This is a genomic window from Mesorhizobium montanum, from assembly GCF_033977145.1.
In the GTDB taxonomy this organism is placed as follows: domain Bacteria; phylum Pseudomonadota; class Alphaproteobacteria; order Rhizobiales; family Rhizobiaceae; genus Mesorhizobium; species Mesorhizobium montanum.
Map to the genome: position 1 here is coordinate 176620 of NZ_JAVIJF010000002.1, position 19865 is coordinate 196484.

Annotated in this window: 20 protein-coding genes; 13 read left to right on the forward strand and 7 right to left on the reverse strand. The window is 63.6% G+C overall.

What is annotated here, in order from left to right:
• Window positions 1-42 precede the first annotated feature (42 nt).
• The 3 genes from RFM68_RS03200 to RFM68_RS03210 form a co-directional block, all read right to left on the reverse strand.
• A complete protein-coding gene (locus tag RFM68_RS03200; RefSeq protein WP_320231207.1) occupies window positions 43-1170 on the reverse strand; it encodes a sugar ABC transporter substrate-binding protein in 1128 nt (375 codons plus the stop codon).
• A 400-nt stretch (window positions 1171-1570) separates the two neighbouring features.
• Window positions 1571-2599 (reverse strand): HTH-type transcriptional regulator GntR, encoded by a 1029-nt coding sequence (gene gntR, locus RFM68_RS03205; RefSeq protein ID WP_320231208.1) that lies wholly within the window; start codon window positions 2597-2599, stop codon window positions 1571-1573.
• Between the two features lie 150 nt (window positions 2600-2749).
• On the reverse strand, window positions 2750-3904 hold the full coding sequence (locus RFM68_RS03210) for an MFS transporter (protein ID WP_430694814.1): 1155 nt from the start codon (window positions 3902-3904) through the stop codon (window positions 2750-2752).
• A 331-nt stretch (window positions 3905-4235) separates the two neighbouring features.
• Here RFM68_RS03210 and RFM68_RS03215 point away from each other — a divergent pair, with 331 nt between their 5' ends.
• Complete coding sequence (locus tag RFM68_RS03215; RefSeq protein WP_320231463.1) at window positions 4236-4523, forward strand: DUF3175 domain-containing protein; 288 nt, start codon at window positions 4236-4238, stop codon at window positions 4521-4523.
• 63 nt (window positions 4524-4586) lie between these two features.
• Here RFM68_RS03215 and RFM68_RS03220 read toward each other — a convergent pair whose 3' ends face one another.
• Both RFM68_RS03220 and RFM68_RS03225 read right to left on the reverse strand, forming a co-directional pair.
• Entirely contained in the window at window positions 4587-5363 is a 777-nt protein-coding gene (locus RFM68_RS03220) for a FadR/GntR family transcriptional regulator (protein WP_320231210.1), read from the reverse strand.
• 102 nt (window positions 5364-5465) lie between these two features.
• Window positions 5466-6362: an NAD-dependent epimerase/dehydratase family protein gene (locus RFM68_RS03225; RefSeq protein WP_320231211.1), complete on the reverse strand. Its 897-nt coding sequence runs from the start codon at window positions 6360-6362 to the stop codon at window positions 5466-5468.
• 147 nt (window positions 6363-6509) lie between these two features.
• Here RFM68_RS03225 and RFM68_RS03230 point away from each other — a divergent pair, with 147 nt between their 5' ends.
• Window positions 6510-7448, forward strand: coding sequence for an NAD(P)-dependent oxidoreductase (locus RFM68_RS03230; protein WP_320231212.1), 939 nt, complete (start codon window positions 6510-6512; stop codon window positions 7446-7448).
• Window positions 7449-7555: 107 nt separating this feature from the next.
• Here RFM68_RS03230 and RFM68_RS03235 read toward each other — a convergent pair whose 3' ends face one another.
• Window positions 7556-8545, reverse strand: a complete 990-nt coding sequence (locus RFM68_RS03235) for a sugar-binding protein (protein WP_320231213.1) — start codon at window positions 8543-8545, stop codon at window positions 7556-7558.
• 450 nt (window positions 8546-8995) lie between these two features.
• Here RFM68_RS03235 and RFM68_RS03240 point away from each other — a divergent pair, with 450 nt between their 5' ends.
• From RFM68_RS03240 to RFM68_RS03290, 11 genes are all read left to right on the forward strand, one after another.
• Window positions 8996-9739, forward strand: a complete 744-nt coding sequence (locus RFM68_RS03240; protein ID WP_140544422.1) for an ATP-binding cassette domain-containing protein — start codon at window positions 8996-8998, stop codon at window positions 9737-9739.
• Between the two features lie 45 nt (window positions 9740-9784).
• A complete protein-coding gene (locus RFM68_RS03245) occupies window positions 9785-10783 on the forward strand; it encodes an ABC transporter permease (protein WP_320231214.1) in 999 nt (332 codons plus the stop codon).
• Window positions 10784-10976: 193 nt separating this feature from the next.
• The gene (locus RFM68_RS03250) at window positions 10977-11804 is read left to right on the forward strand and encodes an AraC family transcriptional regulator (RefSeq protein ID WP_320231215.1); all 828 of its coding nucleotides are present in this window, start codon (window positions 10977-10979) and stop codon (window positions 11802-11804) included.
• 238 nt (window positions 11805-12042) lie between these two features.
• Window positions 12043-12486: an SRPBCC family protein gene (locus tag RFM68_RS03255; protein WP_320231216.1), complete on the forward strand. Its 444-nt coding sequence runs from the start codon at window positions 12043-12045 to the stop codon at window positions 12484-12486.
• Window positions 12487-12497: 11 nt separating this feature from the next.
• A complete protein-coding gene (locus tag RFM68_RS03260) occupies window positions 12498-13292 on the forward strand; it encodes an FAD binding domain-containing protein (protein WP_320231217.1) in 795 nt (264 codons plus the stop codon).
• Between the two features lie 59 nt (window positions 13293-13351).
• Window positions 13352-13834 carry a (2Fe-2S)-binding protein gene (locus RFM68_RS03265; RefSeq protein WP_320231218.1) on the forward strand — a complete coding sequence of 161 codons (483 nt, stop codon included), beginning with the start codon at window positions 13352-13354 and terminating at the stop codon, window positions 13832-13834.
• 9 nt (window positions 13835-13843) lie between these two features.
• A complete protein-coding gene (locus RFM68_RS03270) occupies window positions 13844-15211 on the forward strand; it encodes a xanthine dehydrogenase family protein molybdopterin-binding subunit (RefSeq protein ID WP_320231219.1) in 1368 nt (455 codons plus the stop codon).
• A 1-nt stretch (window position 15212) separates the two neighbouring features.
• Window positions 15213-16217: a xanthine dehydrogenase family protein molybdopterin-binding subunit gene (locus RFM68_RS03275; RefSeq protein ID WP_320231220.1), complete on the forward strand. Its 1005-nt coding sequence runs from the start codon at window positions 15213-15215 to the stop codon at window positions 16215-16217.
• Between the two features lie 6 nt (window positions 16218-16223).
• A complete protein-coding gene (locus RFM68_RS03280; protein WP_320231221.1) occupies window positions 16224-17105 on the forward strand; it encodes an AAA family ATPase in 882 nt (293 codons plus the stop codon).
• 77 nt (window positions 17106-17182) lie between these two features.
• Entirely contained in the window at window positions 17183-18319 is a 1137-nt protein-coding gene (locus RFM68_RS03285; RefSeq protein WP_320231222.1) for a vWA domain-containing protein, read from the forward strand.
• Window positions 18319-19206 carry an amidohydrolase family protein gene (locus tag RFM68_RS03290; RefSeq protein ID WP_320231223.1) on the forward strand — a complete coding sequence of 296 codons (888 nt, stop codon included), beginning with the start codon at window positions 18319-18321 and terminating at the stop codon, window positions 19204-19206. The genes RFM68_RS03285 and RFM68_RS03290 overlap by 1 nt, the downstream gene beginning before the upstream one ends.
• 9 nt (window positions 19207-19215) lie before the next feature.
• Here RFM68_RS03290 and RFM68_RS03295 read toward each other — a convergent pair whose 3' ends face one another.
• The gene (locus RFM68_RS03295) at window positions 19216-19623 is read right to left on the reverse strand and encodes a carboxymuconolactone decarboxylase family protein (RefSeq protein ID WP_320231224.1); all 408 of its coding nucleotides are present in this window, start codon (window positions 19621-19623) and stop codon (window positions 19216-19218) included.
• Between the last annotated feature and the right edge of the window lie 242 nt (window positions 19624-19865).

Sequence of the window (19865 nt, forward strand, 5' to 3'; positions counted from 1 at the left end):
GGCCGGTGCCGTGGGGAACTCCCGCGGCACCGGCCGGTCAGACTACTTGTTTTCCTTGGTCTGGCCCATGATTTCCTGCGCGGTGAAATTGATGCCGCAGGTCGGGAAGGAATTGCCGACGAAGAAGTTGTCGGATTGGTCGGGGAAGAAATCCTGGCCGGCCTTGAAGTTCGGATCTTCCACGATTGCCAGCGGCAGCTTGACAGACTGCGGCACGACATTGCCTTCGAGCGCAGCGATGGCCGTCTTGATGGCGACCGCAACCTGAGCGGGGCCGGTGCCGGCCGAAGAACATTTCAGCCCATCGCCCGCATGTGCCGCGCAGAATTTGCGGAAGCCGTTCTCCGTCTCGCCACCGAACGGCACGAACGGATGCTTGGCGTCCATCATCGCCTGCACGATGCCGGTATCGCCGCCCTGTCCGGTGATGCCGTCGAAAGGCCCACTGGTGGCGATCGCGTCGGCCGTGGCCTTCTGCGCCACGCCGTCATCCCACTTGCCGACGACCTCGGTGACCTGCCATTTCTTGCCGGACCCGTCGAGCACCTCGTGGATGCCGTTGTGGCGGTCGGTATCGACCGATGTGCCGGCAACGCCGCGCACCTCGAGCACCTTGCCGCCATTCGGCACATGCGAAACCAGCCACTTGCCCCAGAGCTCGCCCAGGCCTTTCTGGTCGACATTGACGTTGATGGCGTCCTTGGTGTCGAGGATGTTGTCGAAGGCGACGAGCACGACGCCGGCTTCCTTGGCGCGCTTGATCACCGGCCCGAAGGCGGTCGGGTTCTGGGCGTTGACGACGATCGCGTCAAAGCCGGAATCGATGAAGTTGTTGATCGCCGAGATCTGCGCCGGCACGTCCTCGCCGGTCGACACGACCTTGAATTCCTTGAGCTTCTTGGCGACATCCGGCTGCGCCGCATAGGCCTTGGCCGTCTGGATCATCTGGATGCGCCAGGTGTTGGCGATATAGCCGTTGGCAAGCGCGATGCGGAACGGGCCTTCCTTCTTCGGGAACTTGAAGAACTTGGTGTCCGCCGACCATGGCGAAAAGCAGTCCGGCTGCGCAGCGGGCCCGGGAACGATTTCCGGTCCGGCGGCCATGGCGGCCGAGCTGAGCATGGCGAATGCAGTGGCGGCTACGACGCCGCCAACGAGTGACTTGATCATCGGTATTCCTCCCTATTGCAGTTCTGCTTGTTATGAATCTGGCGCTATCGGTCGACAGCCTCTGCCCAACCGAACATGCTCACAGGACGGCTCGCGTCGCCCCGATCCTCCTCTTCCCCTCACCTTTCTGGCAATTTAGAAAACTATCATATTATACATAATAAACAAGTGCGGGACTGTTGTTTATGTATAATAAACAGCTCTATTTCGGTAGAGCGTTGATTTTACAGACAAATGGTAGCGCTACCATACAAGGCTGTAAAGCGCCGCCTTTCGTCATTTTAGAGCGTTCCAGGAAAGTGGGCGGTTGGGCCCGGCGACTTCACCGCAGCCTTCCATCCCGAATTCCGTAAAACAAAGAGTTAGAGCAGGCTGGCGGTTCTATCTAACGCTGGACCGGTTAGCGCGCGGTGCTCTCGCGCCGCATAAGCTCGAAACCGAGATCGACGATCCGCTGTTCCGGCGGGTTTCCGGCAATCGCTGCCAAGGCGAGGGCGACGGCGCGGGTGCCGATTTCATAGCGGTGCGTACGCACGCTGGTGATTGATGGAAAAGACACCTGCATCATGTCGAGGTCGTTGAAGCCGACAATGCCGATCTGCTTCGGCACGTCGATCGATGCCCGATGGCATTCGAACAGGACGCCAAGCGCGATATCGTCATTGTTGCAGAACACGCCGTCGAGCGTCGGCATCTTGGCCAGCGCGTCGCGGAACAGTTCGCGCCCCAGCGTCACGCTTGACGGCACCGGCGTTGTGGTGATCAGCCGCGGATCGAACAGGCCGGCGGCCTCCATGGCGGCGCGATAACCGGCAAGGCGCCGCTGCGAACGCGGATCCATCCTGGCGCCGATGAAGCCGATCTTGCGGTATCCAGCCTGCAGAAGATGCCCGGCGGCCGTCCTGCCACCATCGAAATGCGAAAAGCCGACCATCATGTCGACCGGGTCTGGCCCGGTCTCCATCACCTGCACCACCGGGCAGCCGGCGTTCTCTAGCAATCGTCGCGCGCCGGGCGTCTGGTCGATGCCGGCAACGATCAGCGCCGCCGGGCGTTGCGATCCGAAGACCTGCAGCAGCCGCTCTTCCTCCAGGCCGGAATAATGCGTGTTGCCGATCTGGATGCGGAACGGGCTGTCGGAAAGGCTGTCATAGATGCCGCGCACCACTTCGGCGAAGACGTTGTTGGTGAGCGACGGCACCAGCACGCCGAAGACCTCGGCGCGCGCCGAGGCAAGCGCGCGCGCGTTCGGGTCAGGAACGTAGCCGAGTTCGTCGACCGCGGCCTGTATCTGTCGCCGCAGATCCTCCGACACCCGCCCGGGCTCACGCAGCGCGCGCGACACGGTGATCGCGCCGACGCCGGCCTTGCGCGCCACATCGGCAAGGGTCGGGCGTCCGCCGCCACGGCGGGAGCGCGGCTTGCTCAAAGCCCAGTCCCCCCATCTTCGACGTGCGGCCGCAATGTCAGGATCGGCATCCGTCTCATCGCGCCACCAGGTCAGCTTTGCCGACTGGGGTCGCGCATGAGTTCACCATTGTCAAGCAACCTGACTTCGCCAAGGTCAGCCCGATGCGCGTCAGGCAATCGCCGCGGCGCTGCGGTTGGCCCTCCACATCAACAGCGCGATGGCCGCGAGGTTGACGAGGTTCCAGCCAATTCCGTTCAGGAAGGCGGCGGCGTAGGAACCGGTGAGGTCATAGATCCAGCCCGACATCCAGCCGCCCACAGCCATGCCGAAGATCGTCGCCATCAGGACGATGCCGACGCGCTGGCCGGCTTCCTTTGCCGGCATATAGTCGCGCACGATGATGGCGTAGCAGGGCACGATGCCGCCTTGCGACAGGCCGAACACCAGCGAGACGACATAGAGCGAGGCAAGCCCGTCGAAGGGAATGTAGAAGAACAGCGACAGGCACTGCAGCGCCGAGCCGATCAGCAGCGTCTTCACCGCGCCGATGCGGTCGGCGAGGAAGCCGGAGCCGATGCGGCTGATGACACCGGCGGCCAGCATGATCGACAGCATGTCGGCGCCATGCGCGACACCGTAGCCAAGGTCCATGCAGTAGGCGACGATATGCACCTGCGGCATCGACATCGCCATGCAGCAGCCGAAGCCGGCAATCACCAGCAGGATCTGCAACTGCGAGGGCGACAGCGAAATCGGCTGCACCGGCCGGCCGCGCGGCGCGCCGGAAATCCCCTCATGCGGCGCGCGCCGTCGCAACAGCAGGACCAGCGGCACCATGGTGACGAGGCAGATGATCCCGATCACCGCATAGGTGAACCGCCAGCCATGGCCTTGCATCATATAAGGCATGACCGTCGGCCAAACCGCCCCGGCAAGGTAATTGCCTGACGCCGCCACCGTCACCGCAACGCCACGGCGCCGGTTGAACCAGTGCGAGACGTCGGCGATCAGCGGCCCGAAGATCGCCGAACAGCCGACACCGATCAGCAAGCCTTGAGCAAGCGTGACGCCCAGGATCGAATTGGCGAGCGACGCCAACAGAAACCCGGCGCCAAGGGCCAGGGAAGCGGCGAGTGCCGGTATCCAGTATCCAAAGCGATCGATGGCGCGGCCGATCAGCGCGTTGCCGGCGGCGAAGCCCACCATGGTCGCGGTATAGGGCATCGAGGCGGCGGCGCGATCAACGCCGAATTCGGCCTGCACTGCGGGCAGGACCACGACCACCGCCCAGGTGCCGACGCCGCCGATCGTCGCCAACAGCAAGGAAATACCAAGCCGCGTCCAAGCATAGAACCTGTCGATGCCGGCGCTGTTTGCCGCGTTTCCTGGAACTGTCGTCACGGCGTTTACTGTCCGCGATTTCTTTGAGATCGGGTATTTGAGCGCACTATCGGCCCATTTCCTGAGCCGAGCAGCGCCACGACCGGCAAATCCGTGGCTCCAGAACCGGGAACTCCACCTCACCCCGTGGAGTTTTGCCTTAGAGCAATTCCAGGAAAAGTGTTTAACGGTTTTCCGTCCGGAATTGCGTGAAAACAAAGAGATAGAGCGGTTCGGCGGTGAAACGCTGAACCGCTCTAGGAAGGAGTTCGCCATGACCGCCAAGAAGAAATGGTCGGCCGACGTGACCGAGCACAGCGATGCCATGGATCTCGAGGACCACGTCTTCGAATCCGACGACGCCAAGAAGATCGCCGCATCGCTGAAGCGTTCTGCCGAGCACAGCCACCGCCGCAAGGCGGAGCCGTTCCAATCCGCCATGTCGATGTTGAATTTCTACATCAACCGCGCCGGCAAGAACCTGCCTGACGAGCGCAAGAAAGTGCTGGAAAAAGCGAAAGACGAGCTGCGTGTCGCGTTCGGGCGCGAGAAGCAGGATTAAGTGCTGCAAAAAGCGCAGGAAGCAGCCATTCGCAGGCCGGCCTCCCCTGAATATCGATAGGGCTTAGCGCGACTGGATCACTTCGTCGGTGTTGGCCAGCAGCTTGCGGACAGCATTGCGGGCCGCATCCGGCCTTTGCAGGCGGATACTCCTCTCGATCGCCTCATGCAGCTTCTGGGCATGGTGCAGATCGTCCCGCTCACGCGTCGTGTAGGTGAAGAGATGATCGAAGGCGGATTCGATCAGCACGCCGAGCGGCACCAGCAGATCGTTGCCGGAAGCCCTGAGGATGGCAAGGTGGAAGCGCGTGTCGGCGCGGGTCCGCTCCTGCAGGTTGGTGGCCTCGCCCATCTCGCGGCACGCCTCGCTGATCTCGGCCATCTGCTCGTCGGTGCGCCGCATCGCCGCGAAGGCCGTCGCCTCCGGCTCGATGATATGGCGGAATTCCTGCACCGTCCTCAGGAAAACCTCGCGATCCGGCGACGTCGCGTACCAGGCGAGCACGTCGCGGTCGAGGAGGTTCCAGCGCTCCTTCGGCTCGACCCAGCTGCCGATCTTCGGCCGCGACGCCAGAAGGCTTTTTGCCATCAGCATCTTGATCGCCTCGCGCACCGCGGAGCGGCTGACGTCGAAGGTCTCCGACCATTTTGCTTCGTTGGGCAGGATCGTGCCCGGCGGATAGTCGCCGCGCACGATCCGAAGGCCGATTTCACTGGCTAGCGACGTGTGCACGCTGGCGCCGGGGATACGCGGCGCGTTGGCCCGGCGAACGCCGGCCGGACGCTCCGCGGCCGCCATTTTCGTCGGCTTCTTTTCGGTGTTCGGCTTCGCGTCCCGCATATGGTCCAGAAAATCCCGTTTTCAGAAGCTGTCAAGCACGGCAAGCTCGGTTTGCCACAACGCCCGAGGATGTGCACAGATCAACCGGCATTTGGCGCCGCCTCACGCCGTTTTGACGTATTTGCGCCAGCTGTGCTGCGGCCGGAAGCCGAGCACGTCGCGTGCCTTACGGTTCGAAAGCAGTGTCTCATATTCGCCAAGTTCGGCCTTGACCGGCACGCCTGGGTAAAAGCGCTTCAAGAGCTCCGCCGTCGGCAGGTCCGATGAGGTATCGTCATTGGCCGCGTTGAACACCTGGTAGCCCAGGCCATCCTTCTCGATGGCGCGCAAGGTGATCTGGCCGAGATCGCGCGCATCGATGTAGCTCCAGGCGATGCGCTTGCGGAAACCCGGATCGGCGAACCATTTCGGGAACAGCGAATATTCATGCGGCTCGATGACGTTGCCGATGCGCAGCGCATAGATATCGCTACCATAGCGTTGTGCAAATGCCCGCGCAGTCTTCTCGTTGACGATCTTCGACAGCGCATAGCTGTCCATCGGGTCGACGTCATAATCCTCGTCGAGCGGGAAATGCGTGGGATTGCGCGGCTCGTTGGCGAAGACCAGCCCGTAGGTCGTCTCCGAGGAGGCGATGATGACCTTGCGGATGCCGAGTTTCACTGCCGCCTCGATGACATTGTAGGTACCCATCGCGTTGATGCGGAACACCTCGTTGTCGGGCGTGATCATGATGCGCGGGATCGCCGCGAAATGCACCACGGCATCGACCGGCTGCGCCCGGAGCGACGGGTCGAACTCGTGCAGGCCCATATAGCTCGACAGCGCGTTGAAAACCTGGCCGCTGTCGGTGATGTCGGTGATCAGGGTGCGCACCTTCGGGTTGTCGAGCGGCCTGGTGTCGATGTTGAGCACCTGGCAGCCATGCTCGACCAGATACTCGACGACATGCCGGCCTGCCTTGCCGCTGCCGCCGGTGAACATGATCCGCTTCGTCATTTTGCTCTCCACAATGCTCGGAAATTAGGTGTATTGTCAGACAATATGGTATTCCGCCATCGCCCGCCACCGCGATCCGCGGAAACCTTCTCGGCAAGCGCCCGCCGCGCGGGCATCCATCACCACGAAAGACAGGGAAGAGACGACATGAGCACCACCGTTGCCCGCGAAAACATCGGTTTCATCGGCCTCGGCCTGATGGGGCACGGCATCGCCAAGAACATCGTCGACAAGGGCTATCCGCTGACCTTCCTCGGCCGCAAGAACCGCAAGCCGGCGGAAGACCTGATCGGCCGCGGCGCCAGGGAAGCAGCCACGTCCAGGGACGTGGCGGCAGCCTCCGACGTCGTCTTCATCTGCGTCACCGGCTCGCGCGAGGTGGAAGCGATCATTCGCGGCCCTGGCGGGCTGAAGGAAGGTCTCGGGAAAGGTTCGGTCGTCGTCGACTGCTCGACCTCAGATCCGGTCTCGACCGTGGCCTTGGCCGCCGAACTCAAGGCGCTCGGCGTCGACTATGTTGATGCGCCGCTCAGCCGCACGCCGAAGGAGGCCTGGGAAGGCACGCTCGACGCCATGGTCGGCGCGCCGGACGCGGTGTTCGCCAGGCTGAAGCCGGTGATCGAGACCTGGGCCGGCCGCATCGTCCATATCGGCGACACCGGCGACGGCCATCGCATGAAGCTGCTCAACAACTTCATCTCTCTGGGCTACGCCGCCATCTATTCCGAGGCGCTGGCGCTGGCGCAGAAGGTCGGCATCTCGCCGCCGCGATTCGACAGTGTCATCCGCAACGGCCGCATGGATTGCGGCTTCTACCAGACGTTCATGCGCTGGACGCTGGACGGCGACCGCGACGCGCACAAGTTCACGATCGCCAATGCCTTCAAGGACCTGACCTATCTGGAATCGATGGCGGGCGCGGCCGGCATCGCCAACCCGCTCGGCAACGCCACCAAGAATTCCTTCGCGACCGCCTTCGCCACCGGTCCCGCCGAGCAGTACGTGCCGATGCTTGCCACCCATATCGGCAAGCTCAACGGCGTCGACCTGATGCCTTCGAAGGACGGCGTTAAGCAGAAGATTTAAGCGGGAGGCGCCCTGCCCTGTTCGATCGCGGGAGCCGGCGCCGGAAAAGAAAGGGGCGCCTGGTGGGCGCCCCTTTTTTGGCATTTGGGTCTGGATGCGGCTGTCGCCTACTTCTGGATGCAGGTGTCGGCCGTTTCCTTGGTGCACTCGTCGAGGCCGGTGAAGACCGGATCGTCGACCTTCTTGTTGCCGATGAGGTCGATCATCACCGCAGGCGCCTTGTAGCCCATCTCGAACGGCCGCTGGCCGACCAGCGCGGTGACGAGGCCTTCCTTGGCGATCGCCACCTCGTCGCCGATCGTGTCGGCGGCGCCGATCACGAACTCGTTCTTGGCGATCTTGTCGGCCATCGGCTTGAACAGGTCGCGATAGGGCTGCGGGGCGCCGAACAGCGGCCAGCCGCCCATGATGCCGAAGGCGTCGAGCTTCGGATTGGCGGCAAGGATGTCGGTCATCGCCTGCACGCCCTTGGCACCGTCGTCATTGGTGAACACCGGGCAACCTGCGACTTCGGTCCAGCCGCCTTCGCCGGCAAGTGCCGTGAGGCCTTCCTTGCCCGTCAGCGCATCGCGCATACCTTGCGCGCGGCGCAGGATGTTGTCGGCCGCCGGATTGCCTTCGATGGTGCAGATCGTTCCGCCATTCGGCTTGGCCTTCTTGATGTATTCGCCGATCTTCTTGCCCATCAGGTAGTTGTCGGTGCCGAGATAGGTCTTGCGAAGGCCGGCGTCTTCCTTGGTCAGGTCTGCGTCGACCGTCATGATCGGGATCGACGGGTTGGCGCTCTTGATCGTCTGCGCGATCAGCGGTGCGTTCGACGGCGAGATCGCCATCGCTACAGTGTCGGGCTTGCTCAGCATGTCCTGCACGATCTGAGCCTCGCCGGCCTCGTCCGAGGTCGACGCCGGGCCGGTGTAGAAGCACTCATATTCCGAGCTGGCGTTTTCCTTGTTCCATTTCTCGCAGCCCTGATGGATGGCTTCGAAGAACGGATTGTCGAGACCTTTCACGACGATGACGAGCTGTTTCTTGGCCAAAGCCGGCCCGGCGCCCAACGCCATGGCGGCGACGGCGGTAAGCAAAAGTGTTTTCCTCATATCAGTCCTCCCTTGAAACAGACGGACACCGCGTGCCCGCCACACCGATCAGCCCGGATGCGCAAGGACCATGACGAGCATCTCATGATGCTTGTGTCCTGGGCCGGGCTGATAAGCATTTGCCGATCCGTTTGCCCGAATACTGGCGCAGCCGGATCCTTGACCATCAAACCATTTGCCCGCATCCGCCGGATAGACGGTCGAGGAGCAAATTCTTCCTCCGAGGCTTAGCTAATATCGGCTCTTCGCCAACGTCAATTCCTATTTGTCCTACAAAACCGATTTTTCGTCGAGTCTCGAAATTAATCGTCTGACAATTGATTGACGCCTTTGCCGGCTTTTGCCTAAATGCATGAATCGCGCCGTTCGGGAGGAGACGGACGGGCGGGACGCAAGCGGGCCGGCGAGTTCGGCGAGCGGTTGCGTCAACAATGGGGAGGCTTAAGGCTGGTGTCGGTTCTCGAACTCGCCAACATCTCGAAGCATTTCGGCGCCATCCAGGCAGTCAACGACGTCTCGTTTTCGCTGGAGGCCGGCGAGGTCGTCGGCCTGATGGGCGACAACGGCGCCGGCAAGTCGACGCTGGTCAAGATGATTGCCGGCAATTTCCACCCGAGCCACGGCACCATGCGGCTGGACGGCAAGGACCTTGTCCTGCACAAGCCGGCGGATGCGCGCCAGCACGGCATCGAGATCGTCCACCAGGACCTTGCACTCTGCAACAACCTGACGGCAGCGGCAAACGTCTATCTCGGCCGCGAGCTGCGCCGCGGCTTCGGCCCGTTGCGCATCCTCGACTACGGCGCGATGTACAAGCGCGCCGGCCAGTTGTTCGCCGAGCTCAAGTCCGAGACGCGGCCTCGCGACCTCGTCAAGCAGATGTCGGGCGGCCAGCGCCAAGCGGTGGCGATTGCCCGCACCATGCTGTCACAGGCCAAGATCGTGCTGATGGACGAGCCGACCGCGGCAATCTCGGTCAGGCAGGTCGCCGAAGTCCTGAACCTGATCCGTCATCTGCGCGACCAGGGCATTGCCGTGGTGCTGATCAGCCACCGCATGCCCGACGTGTTCGACGTCGCCGACCGCGTCATCGTCATGCGGCGCGGCCGTAAAGTGGCCGACAAGAAAATCGCCTCGAGCTCGCCCGAGGAAGTCACCGGGCTGATCACCGGCGCCATCGAACAGGTTGCTTGATCGCGTGGAAACTTGGCGTCTTCAGCCTTGCAGGAAAGATCGATAATGGCAGTCACCCTTGACCAGACGATCGCGCAGAAGCAGCACACCTTCCTGTCGCGGCTCTTTGCCAACCAGACTTTCTGGGTGGTGATCGCGGTCATCCTCGCCTGCCTGTTCCTTTCCTTCGCCACCGATTCCTTCGCCACGTCGAAGAACATCTTCAACATCACCCGCAACGTCACCTTCGTTGCCATCATCGCGCTCGGCATGACCTTCGTCATCATCACCGGCGGCATCGACCTTTCGGTCGGCTCGGTGCTTTGCCTTTCTTCGATGGTCCTCGCCGTCACCATGCATGCCGGCTATTCGATCGAAATCGGCATCCTGGCATCGATCGCGACCGCGCTCGCCGTCGGCGCCTTCAACGGCTTGCTCATCGCCTATCTCGGCTTCCCGCCTTTTGTGGTGACGCTTGGCATGCTCTCGGTCGCCCGCAGCCTCGCCATGGTCGCCTCGAACAACACCGTGGTCTTCCAGTTCGGACCGGACCACCAGAAGCTTCTGGCGCTGGGCGGCGGCGCCTGGCTGTTCGGCATTGCCAATCCGGTGCTCTACATGATCATCCTGGCGCTGATCACCGGCTTCATCCTGCGCTGGACCAAGTTCGGCCGGCACATCTTCGCCATTGGCGGCAATGAGCACGCCGCGACCCTGACCGGTGTTCCGGTGCGCCAGATCAAGGTCGCCGTCTATATGATCTCGGCGCTGTCGGCGGGGCTCGCCGGCATTATCCAGACCGGCTGGCTCGGCGCCGTCACCACCAATCTCGGCACCGGCATGGAACTGCAGGTCATCGCCGCGACCGTCATCGGCGGCGCCAATCTCGCCGGCGGCGTCGGCACAGCGCTCGGCGCCATCGTCGGCGCCGCCCTCATCGAGGTGATCCGCAACAGCCTTGGCCTGCTTGGCATCAACGCCTTCTGGCAAGGCACCTTCATCGGCGGCGCGATCATCCTGGCGGTGCTGTTCGACCGCATCCGCAATTTCCGCCGCAGCGACTAGCTTTCAAGCGCAACGTTCCCTTCTCCCCACAAGCGCAGCAGGGAACGCTCCTATCGCTCAGTCTGAAAATCCGCCCAGGCGCTTTGAACGCAAGTTCGGCCGCCATCCTCCTGCCTTGACGCAGCCGCACCCCGGCCGCACTATTCCCCGGCAGGCGAAGGGAGGCCAGTCGCCTGCGGGAGGAACTGTACCCATGACGGACGCGATCAGGCTCTATTGGGGCCGGTTCGGACATGTCTCCGTGCTGAATGTCGCCAACGACTTCGTCACCCATGCCCATGGCGAGGCGCATCTCATCATCTGGCTGGAAGGCACGGCCGGCGAGATGACCATCGGCCGCGAGACGGTGCGGCTTGGACCGGGCATAGCGGCCGGCATCAATTCATTCCAGCCGCACAGCCACGCTCTCTCGCACGACGGCAGGCCCGGCCTGTTCCTGGCTTTCTACATCGATCCCGATTGGGCGCGGCGGCGCCGCGACTTGCCCCCCTCGGCGCCGCTGTTTACGCAGGCGGCAATCGTACTGGAGCCGTGGCTGCATCAGGCAGCGGCGAACCTGCTCGATCACCTCACCGACAATGAGAGCATCGACGACGTCGCCAATTACGAGATCGAGCGTTTCATCGATAGCGTGCTCGACGCGGCGGACGCCTCGGCGCCACAGATAGCCCGCGCGCGCATCAACACGATGCTCGATTTCCGGGTCCGCAAGGCGATCCAGTTGATGAAGGCCAATGTCTGCGAGCGCTTCTCCTTCGATGACGTCGCTCGTTCGGTCGGACTGTCCAGGCCGCATTTCTTTGCGCTCTTCAAGGAACAGACCAACCTGACGCCGAATGTCTACTGGAACACGCTGCGCATGGAAGAAGCCGTGCGCCAGTTGCAGTGGTCGCAGGAGCCGCTGATCTCGGTTGCCTGCAATCTCGGCTTCACCACCCAAGGCAATTTCTCGCGCTTCTTCCGCGACCATGTCGGCGTGCCGCCGACGCTCTACCGCGAGGCGGCGCGGGCCATGGCGTAAGGCGCGTTGAGATTCAGGTCAGGCCGAGCCGAAAATGATGGTTTTCGAGAACCGGAGCGGAGCGTACTTGAAGTACGCGAGCACCGGAAGCGCAGGAAGCCGTCATTTGCAGGCCGGCATCACCTGAATATCGACGCGCCTGTTTTTCCGACTGGTTGATAGGTGTGCAAGACGCATTGATAAGCGCCGGGCCATCAGCCGCCCTAGCCTTCTGCGATCTTTGCGAGGGAAACAGTCTATGGCGAAAGTCACCATCTCCAGCGTCATCGACGCGCCGGTCGAGCAGGTCTGGGCGCGCATCCGCGACTTCAACGGCCTGCCGGGCTGGCATCCGCGCATGGTGGAAAGCCATATCGAGGATGGCAAGGACGCCGCCTCGATCGGCTGCGTGCGCAACTTCCAATTGGTCAGCGGCGCGCGGCTGCGCGAGAAGCTGCTGGACTTCTCCGACGAGAATTTCCTGGTCAGCTATTCGATCCTCGAAACGCCGCAGCCGCTCACCAATCACAAGGCGACGCTGCAACTGCGGCGCGTCACCGACGGCAATCGCACCTATGCCGAATGGACGGCGAGCTTCGACGCCGCGCCCGAGGACGCCGACAAGCTGGCCGAGGGCATGGGTGCCAATGTCTTCCAGGGCGGCTTCAATGCCCTGAAGGACCACTTCGCTGGCCAGAGCTGACGGAGCGCGCCATGTCGCTTGCGCTGCAGAATTTTTCGACTGTGAAAGACGCCAATGCTGCGCTGCAAGCCGCCGGCACGCGCTATCTCGGTGGTGGCACGCTTGTCGTCCGCGCCGCCAATGAAGGCGAGGTGTCCACGTCCAGCCTTATCCGCGTCACCGATCCCGGCCTTGCGCAGATCGCTGTTTCCGGCGGCAAGGTGCGGCTCGGCGCCTCCGTCACCATGGCGGCGATTGCGCGCCATCCCGAGCTTGCCGCGCTCACGCCGGCCGCGCGCGCCGTCGGCGGGCCGGCGATCCGCAACATGGCGACCGTCGGCGGCAACCTGTTCGCCCCGGCCCCCTACGGCGATTTCGCCGTGGCGTTGCTGGCGCTCGACGCGACCGTCGTCACCGAGGACGGCGAGATGCCGATCGAGACTTTTCTTGCTGGCCGCGATACCAGCCGCGTTATCGTCACCGCTGTCAGCTTTTCATTGCCCAAGGCGGAGAGCTTCCGCTTCCTGAAAGTGTCGCGCGTCAAGCCGAAGGGCGTCTCGGTGCTGAGCATCGCCGCGCTCCTGCAGCGCTCGGCCGGCGGCGCGGTGACTTTGGCGCGGATCGCGCTGGGCTGCATGGCCGATCGGCCGATACGCGCCAAGGCAGCCGAGAAGGCGCTGCTCGGCTGCAAGCTTACGCCCAAGGAGATCGCGCCGGCGCTGGCCGCCGCGGGCGAAGGCATTGCGCCGATCACCGACCCGATCGCCAGCGCCTGGTATCGCGCCGAGGTGCTGCCGGTTCATCTCGGACGGTTGTTGTCGGATTGAAATCCGTGGGGGACGCGCGTCTGTCCGGCTGATCCGGGCAGGCGCGCAGGGGAGGAAGAATGGCAAAGGTCCCGGTTCAGTTCACGCTCAACGGCTCGGAAAAGGCCGAGTTCGTCGAAAGCGGCACGACGCTGCTCAACGCGCTGCGCGACAAGATCGGCGATACCTCGCCGAAAGGCGGCTGCCACCAGGGCACCTGCGGCGCCTGCTCCGTCATCATCGATGGCGAGTTGAGGCTCTCCTGTCTGACGCTCGCCGAAACCTGCAACGGCGCCGATATCAGAACGACCGCAGGCCTCGCCGAAGGCGGCGTGCTGCATCCGCTGCAGCGCGCCTTCCTCGACGCCTTCGCCACCCAATGCGGCTTCTGCACGCCGGGCATGATCATGGCGGCCAAAGTGCTGCTCGACCGCACGCCGGACCCGAGCCGCGAGGACGTGGTCGAGGCGTTGTCCGGCAACATCTGCCGCTGCACCGGCTACGAGCCGATCATCCAGGCGGTGCTGCTTGCGGCGCGTGCCAATTCGCAGAACGCCGCCTGAGGGATAACCATGAAACTGCGCAAGGACTATTTCGCCGATGTCCGCAAGGACGGCTTGCACGAGATCGGCCAACCGCGGCCGCGGCTCGATTCCCCCGGACATGTCACCGGCAAGACCGCCTATTTCGCCGACCGTAATTTTCCGGGCATGCTGCATCTGAAAATGGTCCGCAGCCCGCACCATCACGCCCGCATCCGCTCGATCGACACGTCGGAAGCCGAAAAGCATCCGGGCGTCGTGCGCGTGCTGACCGCCAGGGACGTGCCGCACAATGTCTACACCATCCTGATCCTGATCCAGATCGGTCCCGAGGACGAAACGGTGCTCGCCGACGGCAAGGTGCGCTGGAAGGGCGAAGCGGTGGTAGCCGTGCTTGCCGAAACCGAGCGCGCGGCGCAGGAAGCCGCCGCCAAGGTCAAGGTCGACTATGAGGTGCTGCCGGCCGTCTTCGACATGGAGGACGCGCTGAAGCCCGGCGCGCCTTTGGTCAACGAATATCACGGCCAGAATTACTACCTTTATGACAGCGGGGAGTGCCGCAAGGTGCGCTTCGGCGATGTCGAGGCAGGCTTTGCCGGGGCCGACCACATGCTCGAACAGTCCTACCACTCCTCGCCGATCGAGCACGCGCCGACCGAGACCACAGGCTGTGTCGTGGCGCCCGAGGGCAATGACCGCTTCACCTGCTACACCAACACGCAGGCGATGTTCTTCACCCTCGACAACACCTCGATCATCCTGCAGATGCCGGGCTCGAAGCTGCACTTCGTCGGCGGCACCGTCGGCGGCGGTTTCGGCGGCAAGGTCGACGTCATCGTCGAGCCGATCACTATTCTCGGGGCCAAGCTAACCGGACGACCGGTCTGTTTTATCTACAGCCGCGAGGAGGAGATGCAGATTTCCTCACCGCGCGCGGCCGAGAAGGTGGTCATCAAGGACGGCGTCATGAAGGACGGCCGCATCGTCGCGCGCAAGGTGACCGGCTACACCGACGCCGGCGCCTATTCGCGCCACTCGCCCTATGGCGCGCAGAAGGGCGCGGCGCACTATCCCGGACCCTACACGATCCCCAATGTCTGGATCGACACCTACTGCGTCTACACCAACCGCACCCCCTCCTCCGCCATGCGTGGCTTCGGTGTGACCATCGGGGACTTCGCGCTGGAAGTGCAGATGGACAAGCTGGCACGGCTGATCGGCATGGACCCGCTCGAGTTCCGCTTCATCAACGCCTATCGCGACGGCGATATGAAGGCGCATCGCCAGCCGACCGAGGGCGCGGCGTTGATCGAATGCATGCAGGAAGCCTCGCGCGCCGCCAACTGGCCGGTGGCGGAAAAATACATGGCGATGTCCTCCTACAAGAAGGGAGCCTGAGATGGCGATCCGGCGTGGACGCGGCGTCGCCGCGATCAACTATCCGACCGGCATGAATCTCGGCGGCGACCCGACCCAGGCGCTGGTGCATTCGACGCCGACCGGCAATTTCATGGTCACGCTCTCCAGCGTCGATCTCGGACAGGGCATGAAGCAGATCATGGCGCAGATCTGCGCCGAGACGATCGGCGTGCCGACCGACCGCGTCATTATCGACACCGCCGACACCGATACCGGCCCGCACTGCATGGGCACCTTCGCCTCGCGCGGTACGCACCGCGCCGGCAACGCCGTCATCCAGGCCGCCAAGGAAGCCCGCCAGGTCATGCTGGAAGTGGCTGCCGAGGACCTGGAGGTAAACGCTTCCGACCTCGAAACCGACGGCCAGGGCAACATACAGGTAAAGGGCGCGCCGCAAAAATCGATCTCGATCTTCGATGTCGCGCTGTCGGCCCACTTCAAGCGAGGCCGCTCGATCTCGGGCCGCGGCATGTTTTTGATCCCGCGCTCCTATCCCCAGAAAGAGACCGGCGCGATGAAGCCCTCGACCTGCTATGCCCATGCCTGCACGGTGGCCGAGGTCGAGGTCGACGACGAGACCGGCGACGTGACGGTGCTCACCGTGAAGAACGTCTTCGAGATCGGCCGCGCTCTGAACCCGAAGATGGTCGAGCAGCAGCTGGTCGGCGGCTCCTGGATGGGCATCAGTCACGCGCTCTACGAGACCACCGAGCCCTATTACCCGAGCCGCGACCATGGCGGCACCGACTTCAACCAGTATTTGATGCCGGGTCCCGGCGATCTGGCCGAGACCGAGATCATCGTGCTGGAGCGCCCCTCCGCCGACGGACCGTTCGGTGCCAAGGGTCCGGGCGAGATGTGCGCCAACCCGCAGATCCCGGCCGTCGCCAATGCCGTCTTCGATGCCGTCGGGGTGCGCATCGACACGCTGCCGATCACGCCGGAGCGCATCCTGCGCGCGCTGAAGGCCCAGGCCGCGGGCTGAGGGAAAATGATCCGCGCCGAATTAGCAGAGGTCGCAGCTTCGCCGGAGGCGATAGGCGCTCGCCTTGCCGCTTCGCGCTATCTGGCCGACGACAGCCTTGCCACCGCGATCTTCCTCGCGATCCGGCTGGGCAAGCCGCTGCTGCTCGAAGGCGCGCCGGGCGTCGGCAAGACCGAGGCCGCGAAGGCGATCGCCGAACTGCTCGGCCGCGAGCTGGTGCGCCTGCAATGCTATGAAGGCATCGACGCCGGGCATGCGCTTTACGAGTGGAACTACCAGCGCCAATTGCTTGCCATCCGCCATGCCGGCGAGCACGAGATCGACATCTATGACGACCGCTTCCTGATCGCCCGGCCGCTGCTGCAAGTCTTGCGCGCGCCGGAGCACCGCGTGCTTCTGGTCGACGAGATCGACCGCTCCGACCACGAGTTCGAGGCGCTGCTCTTGGAATTCCTGTCCGACTTCCAGATCAGCATCCCGGAACGCGGCACCATCCGCGCCGCAACGCAGCCGATCGTCATCCTGACCTCGAACCGCACCCGCGAGCTGGCCGAAGCGCTGCGCCGGCGCTGCGTCTATCACTGGATCGGCTATCCCGACGCCGCGCGCGAGGCCGAGATCATCATGCTGCGTGCGGGCAGTGTCGCCGAAGCGACAGCGCGCGCGGTGGCGAATGCCGTGCAGCAGATCCGCGCGCGGCCTCTGGCCAAGCCGCCCGGCATCGCCGAAGCGGTCGAATGGGCGAATGCCGCGACCATCCTCGAAAAAGGCGGCAGCCCCTGGCCGGAAGCCTTCCGCCGCGCCATCGGCGTGCTGATAAAGGACGAGGAGGATTTGTCCGCTATCGCGCCGGAGCTTGGCCAGATCGTCCAGGAGGCGCTGGGGTGATGAGTAATCGCAACGCGCTAGCGCGATGCCCGAGGGCTAATGCGCAACGCTGGCGGGACAGAGGGGGGCGCGAAGGAATGATGCAGGTAGAAAGCTTGCAGCCCGCCGCCGCACCCTTCCTGGGCTTCGCCAGGTTGTTGCGCCGTCACGCCTTCGCCATCGCGCCGGAACAGGTCACAAGCTTCATGCAGGCCGTGACCCTGCTCGGTCCTCGCTCCATGGCCGACATCCGCGAGGCGGCCCTCGCGACGCTCGCCCCTTCACCCGATCGCCGTGGCGAATTCGACGCGCATTTCCGCAGCTATTTCTACGGCGACGCCGAACCTTCGATCGAAGGCGAAGAGGACGACGAAACCCGCATCAAGGACGATCGCGGCACACGCAAGGAGGAAAAACAGATCGCCCGCCAGGAGAAAGGCGGCGAACTGTCCTCGGCGCTCGAACAGTTGAGCAGCCGCGATTTCCAGCGCGACACCGACGGCCTTGGCCTATTCCGTCGCCGGCTCGCTTCGGCCCTTCCCACCCGCCGTTCCTTCCGCACCGCGCGCACCCGTTCGCGTGGTGCGCTCGACCTCAGGCGCTCGCTGAGCGAAATCGTCAGCGCCGATGGCGATATCCCCTCGCCGCTGCTGCGCCGCCGCCAGACCGTACCGCGCAAGCTGCTCATCCTCATCGATGTCTCCGGCTCGATGAAGCCGCACACGGCCGATTATCTCAAGCTGGCCCACGCGGCCGTGCAAGGCGCTGACCGCGCGGAGGTCTTCACCTTCGGCACGCGCCTCACCCGCATCAACTCGGCGCTGCGCATCCGCGATCGCGGGCAGGCGCTCGCCCGCGCCGCGGCGCTTGTCGATGACTGGGACGGCGGCACCCACATGGGGCCGACGCTGCTCGCCTTCCTGTCTGTGCCGCGCTTTTCCGCCTTCGCGCGCGGCGCCTGCGTCGTCATCCTGTCCGATGCTCTGGAACGTGGCAGCCATGCCGAACTGGAGCTCGCGATGCGGCGCCTCGGTGCCCGGGCCTTCCGGCTATCGCTGGCGACGCCGCTCGCCGGCGATCCGCGCTTTCGCCCGGCGACGGCAGCGCTGCGCGCCATCCTGCCGGTGCTTGACGATCTGGTCGACGGCTCGTCGCTGAAGAGCCTCACCGATTTCATCCTGTCGCTCGCCCGTCCTGGCCCGGCGGCCGAGGCCATCTGGAAAAGGGTATCGTGATGCAAAAAGCCATAGACGCGCATTTCCATATCTGGCGCCAAACGGATCAACCCTGGCTGGTCGGGCCGATGGTGCCGCGCATTTTCGGCCCTTACGAGCCGATCCGCCGCGACTACCCGATCTCGGAATTCCTCGAAGACCAGAAAGGCTCGGGCGTCGAGAAAGCCGTCTATGTCCAGACCAACTGGGCCAAGGAGGATTTCGAAAAAGAGGTCGCCTTCCTGCAGAAGACCGCCGACGAAACCGGCTGGCCGCACGCCATTGTCGGTTATACCGACATGACGGTCGACGACGTCCGCCCGCAGATCGACCGATTGAAAAACTATCCTCTGCTGCGCGGCGTGCGCATGCAACTCCACTGGCATGAGACGCCCGCCTTCCGCTTCGCCGCCTCGGCCGACCAGGTGATCGATCCGAAGGTGCGGAAAAACGTGGCGCGGCTGAAGGATTACGGCCTCTCCTTCGACCTGCAGCTTTTTCCCGCACAGATGAAGGATGGACTGACGCTCGTTGGTGAAAACTCGGAAACGAATTTCATCCTAACCCATGCCGGCATGCTGACCGGCATGGACCCGGAAACGACTGAATCGTGGAAGGCCGGTCTGCGCACGCTTTCGGCAGCGCCGAATTTCTACGCCAAGCTGTCGGGGCTTGGCACTTTCGTGCACCGCAACGACCCGGAGCTGATCGCCTACATCGTCGACAACGCGATCGAAATCCTCGGCAGCGACCGGGTGATGTTCGGCTCGAACTTCCCGATCGAGAAGCTCTGGACCAGCCACGCCGACCTGATCAAGGCGCACCGCGCGGCGGTTGCCAGGCACGGGCCGAAGGCAGAGGCGGATATCTTATGGAACACGGCCGAGAAGGTTTACCGGCCGGCGTGAGCCGGCGCCTTACTTCACCTCGAACTGCGGATCGACCGGAATTTGCATCGCTGTCACCAGATGGTTGGTCTGGCCGGCGAGCCCAATGATCGACACCAGTTCGCCGTGCTGCGCGTCGGTCATGCCCTTGGCTCGCGCCGCCGCGGTATGCGAGTGGACGCAGTAGGAGCAGCCATTGGCTACCGAGACGGCGATATAGATCATTTCCTTGGCGAGCGGATCGATGGCGCTGTCGGCGACCATCACCGTCTTGAGCTGTTCCCACACCCGCTTCAGCGACACCGGATCATTGGCCAATCCGCGCCAGAAATTGTTGACGAAGTCGGATTTGCGTGTCGCGCGGATATCGTCGAACACGGCCTTCACCGCCGGGATTTTTTCGACCTCGGCATCCGTGAGAAGTTTCGTCGTGGCCATGGCGTGGTCCTTTCAGTGTATTGATGGAAGAGGTCGTTGAATCAGACCTCGAGCAAAACTGGCCAACCGGTTTGTCTGATTCAGTTTTACCTGCGGAGTGGCGCGGAACCGCGGAGATTGGCCGAAACACTTCAGCGCCGTCATTCTAGGGCGAAGCAAGGAGCGAAGCGACGCGCGCAGACCCTAGAATCCATTCCGTGACCTGGCGCGAAGGGCGCAGCGAAGCAGAATTCTGCACCGCA

Coding starts and splice junctions, on each gene's coding strand:
- RFM68_RS03200 (WP_320231207.1), bottom strand. CDS start 1,170: ATGATCAAGTCACTCGTTGGCGGCGTCGTAGCCGCCACTGCATTCGCC.
- RFM68_RS03215 (WP_320231463.1), top strand. CDS start 4,236: ATGACCGCCAAGAAGAAATGGTCGGCCGACGTGACCGAGCACAGCGAT.
- RFM68_RS03220 (WP_320231210.1), bottom strand. CDS start 5,363: ATGCGGGACGCGAAGCCGAACACCGAAAAGAAGCCGACGAAAATGGCG.
- RFM68_RS03225 (WP_320231211.1), bottom strand. CDS start 6,362: ATGACGAAGCGGATCATGTTCACCGGCGGCAGCGGCAAGGCAGGCCGG.
- RFM68_RS03230 (WP_320231212.1), top strand. CDS start 6,510: ATGAGCACCACCGTTGCCCGCGAAAACATCGGTTTCATCGGCCTCGGC.
- RFM68_RS03235 (WP_320231213.1), bottom strand. CDS start 8,545: ATGAGGAAAACACTTTTGCTTACCGCCGTCGCCGCCATGGCGTTGGGC.
- RFM68_RS03245 (WP_320231214.1), top strand. CDS start 9,785: ATGGCAGTCACCCTTGACCAGACGATCGCGCAGAAGCAGCACACCTTC.
- RFM68_RS03250 (WP_320231215.1), top strand. CDS start 10,977: ATGACGGACGCGATCAGGCTCTATTGGGGCCGGTTCGGACATGTCTCC.
- RFM68_RS03255 (WP_320231216.1), top strand. CDS start 12,043: ATGGCGAAAGTCACCATCTCCAGCGTCATCGACGCGCCGGTCGAGCAG.
- RFM68_RS03260 (WP_320231217.1), top strand. CDS start 12,498: ATGTCGCTTGCGCTGCAGAATTTTTCGACTGTGAAAGACGCCAATGCT.
- RFM68_RS03265 (WP_320231218.1), top strand. CDS start 13,352: ATGGCAAAGGTCCCGGTTCAGTTCACGCTCAACGGCTCGGAAAAGGCC.
- RFM68_RS03270 (WP_320231219.1), top strand. CDS start 13,844: ATGAAACTGCGCAAGGACTATTTCGCCGATGTCCGCAAGGACGGCTTG.
- RFM68_RS03275 (WP_320231220.1), top strand. CDS start 15,213: ATGGCGATCCGGCGTGGACGCGGCGTCGCCGCGATCAACTATCCGACC.
- RFM68_RS03280 (WP_320231221.1), top strand. CDS start 16,224: ATGATCCGCGCCGAATTAGCAGAGGTCGCAGCTTCGCCGGAGGCGATA.
- RFM68_RS03285 (WP_320231222.1), top strand. CDS start 17,183: ATGATGCAGGTAGAAAGCTTGCAGCCCGCCGCCGCACCCTTCCTGGGC.
- RFM68_RS03290 (WP_320231223.1), top strand. CDS start 18,319: ATGCAAAAAGCCATAGACGCGCATTTCCATATCTGGCGCCAAACGGAT.
- RFM68_RS03295 (WP_320231224.1), bottom strand. CDS start 19,623: ATGGCCACGACGAAACTTCTCACGGATGCCGAGGTCGAAAAAATCCCG.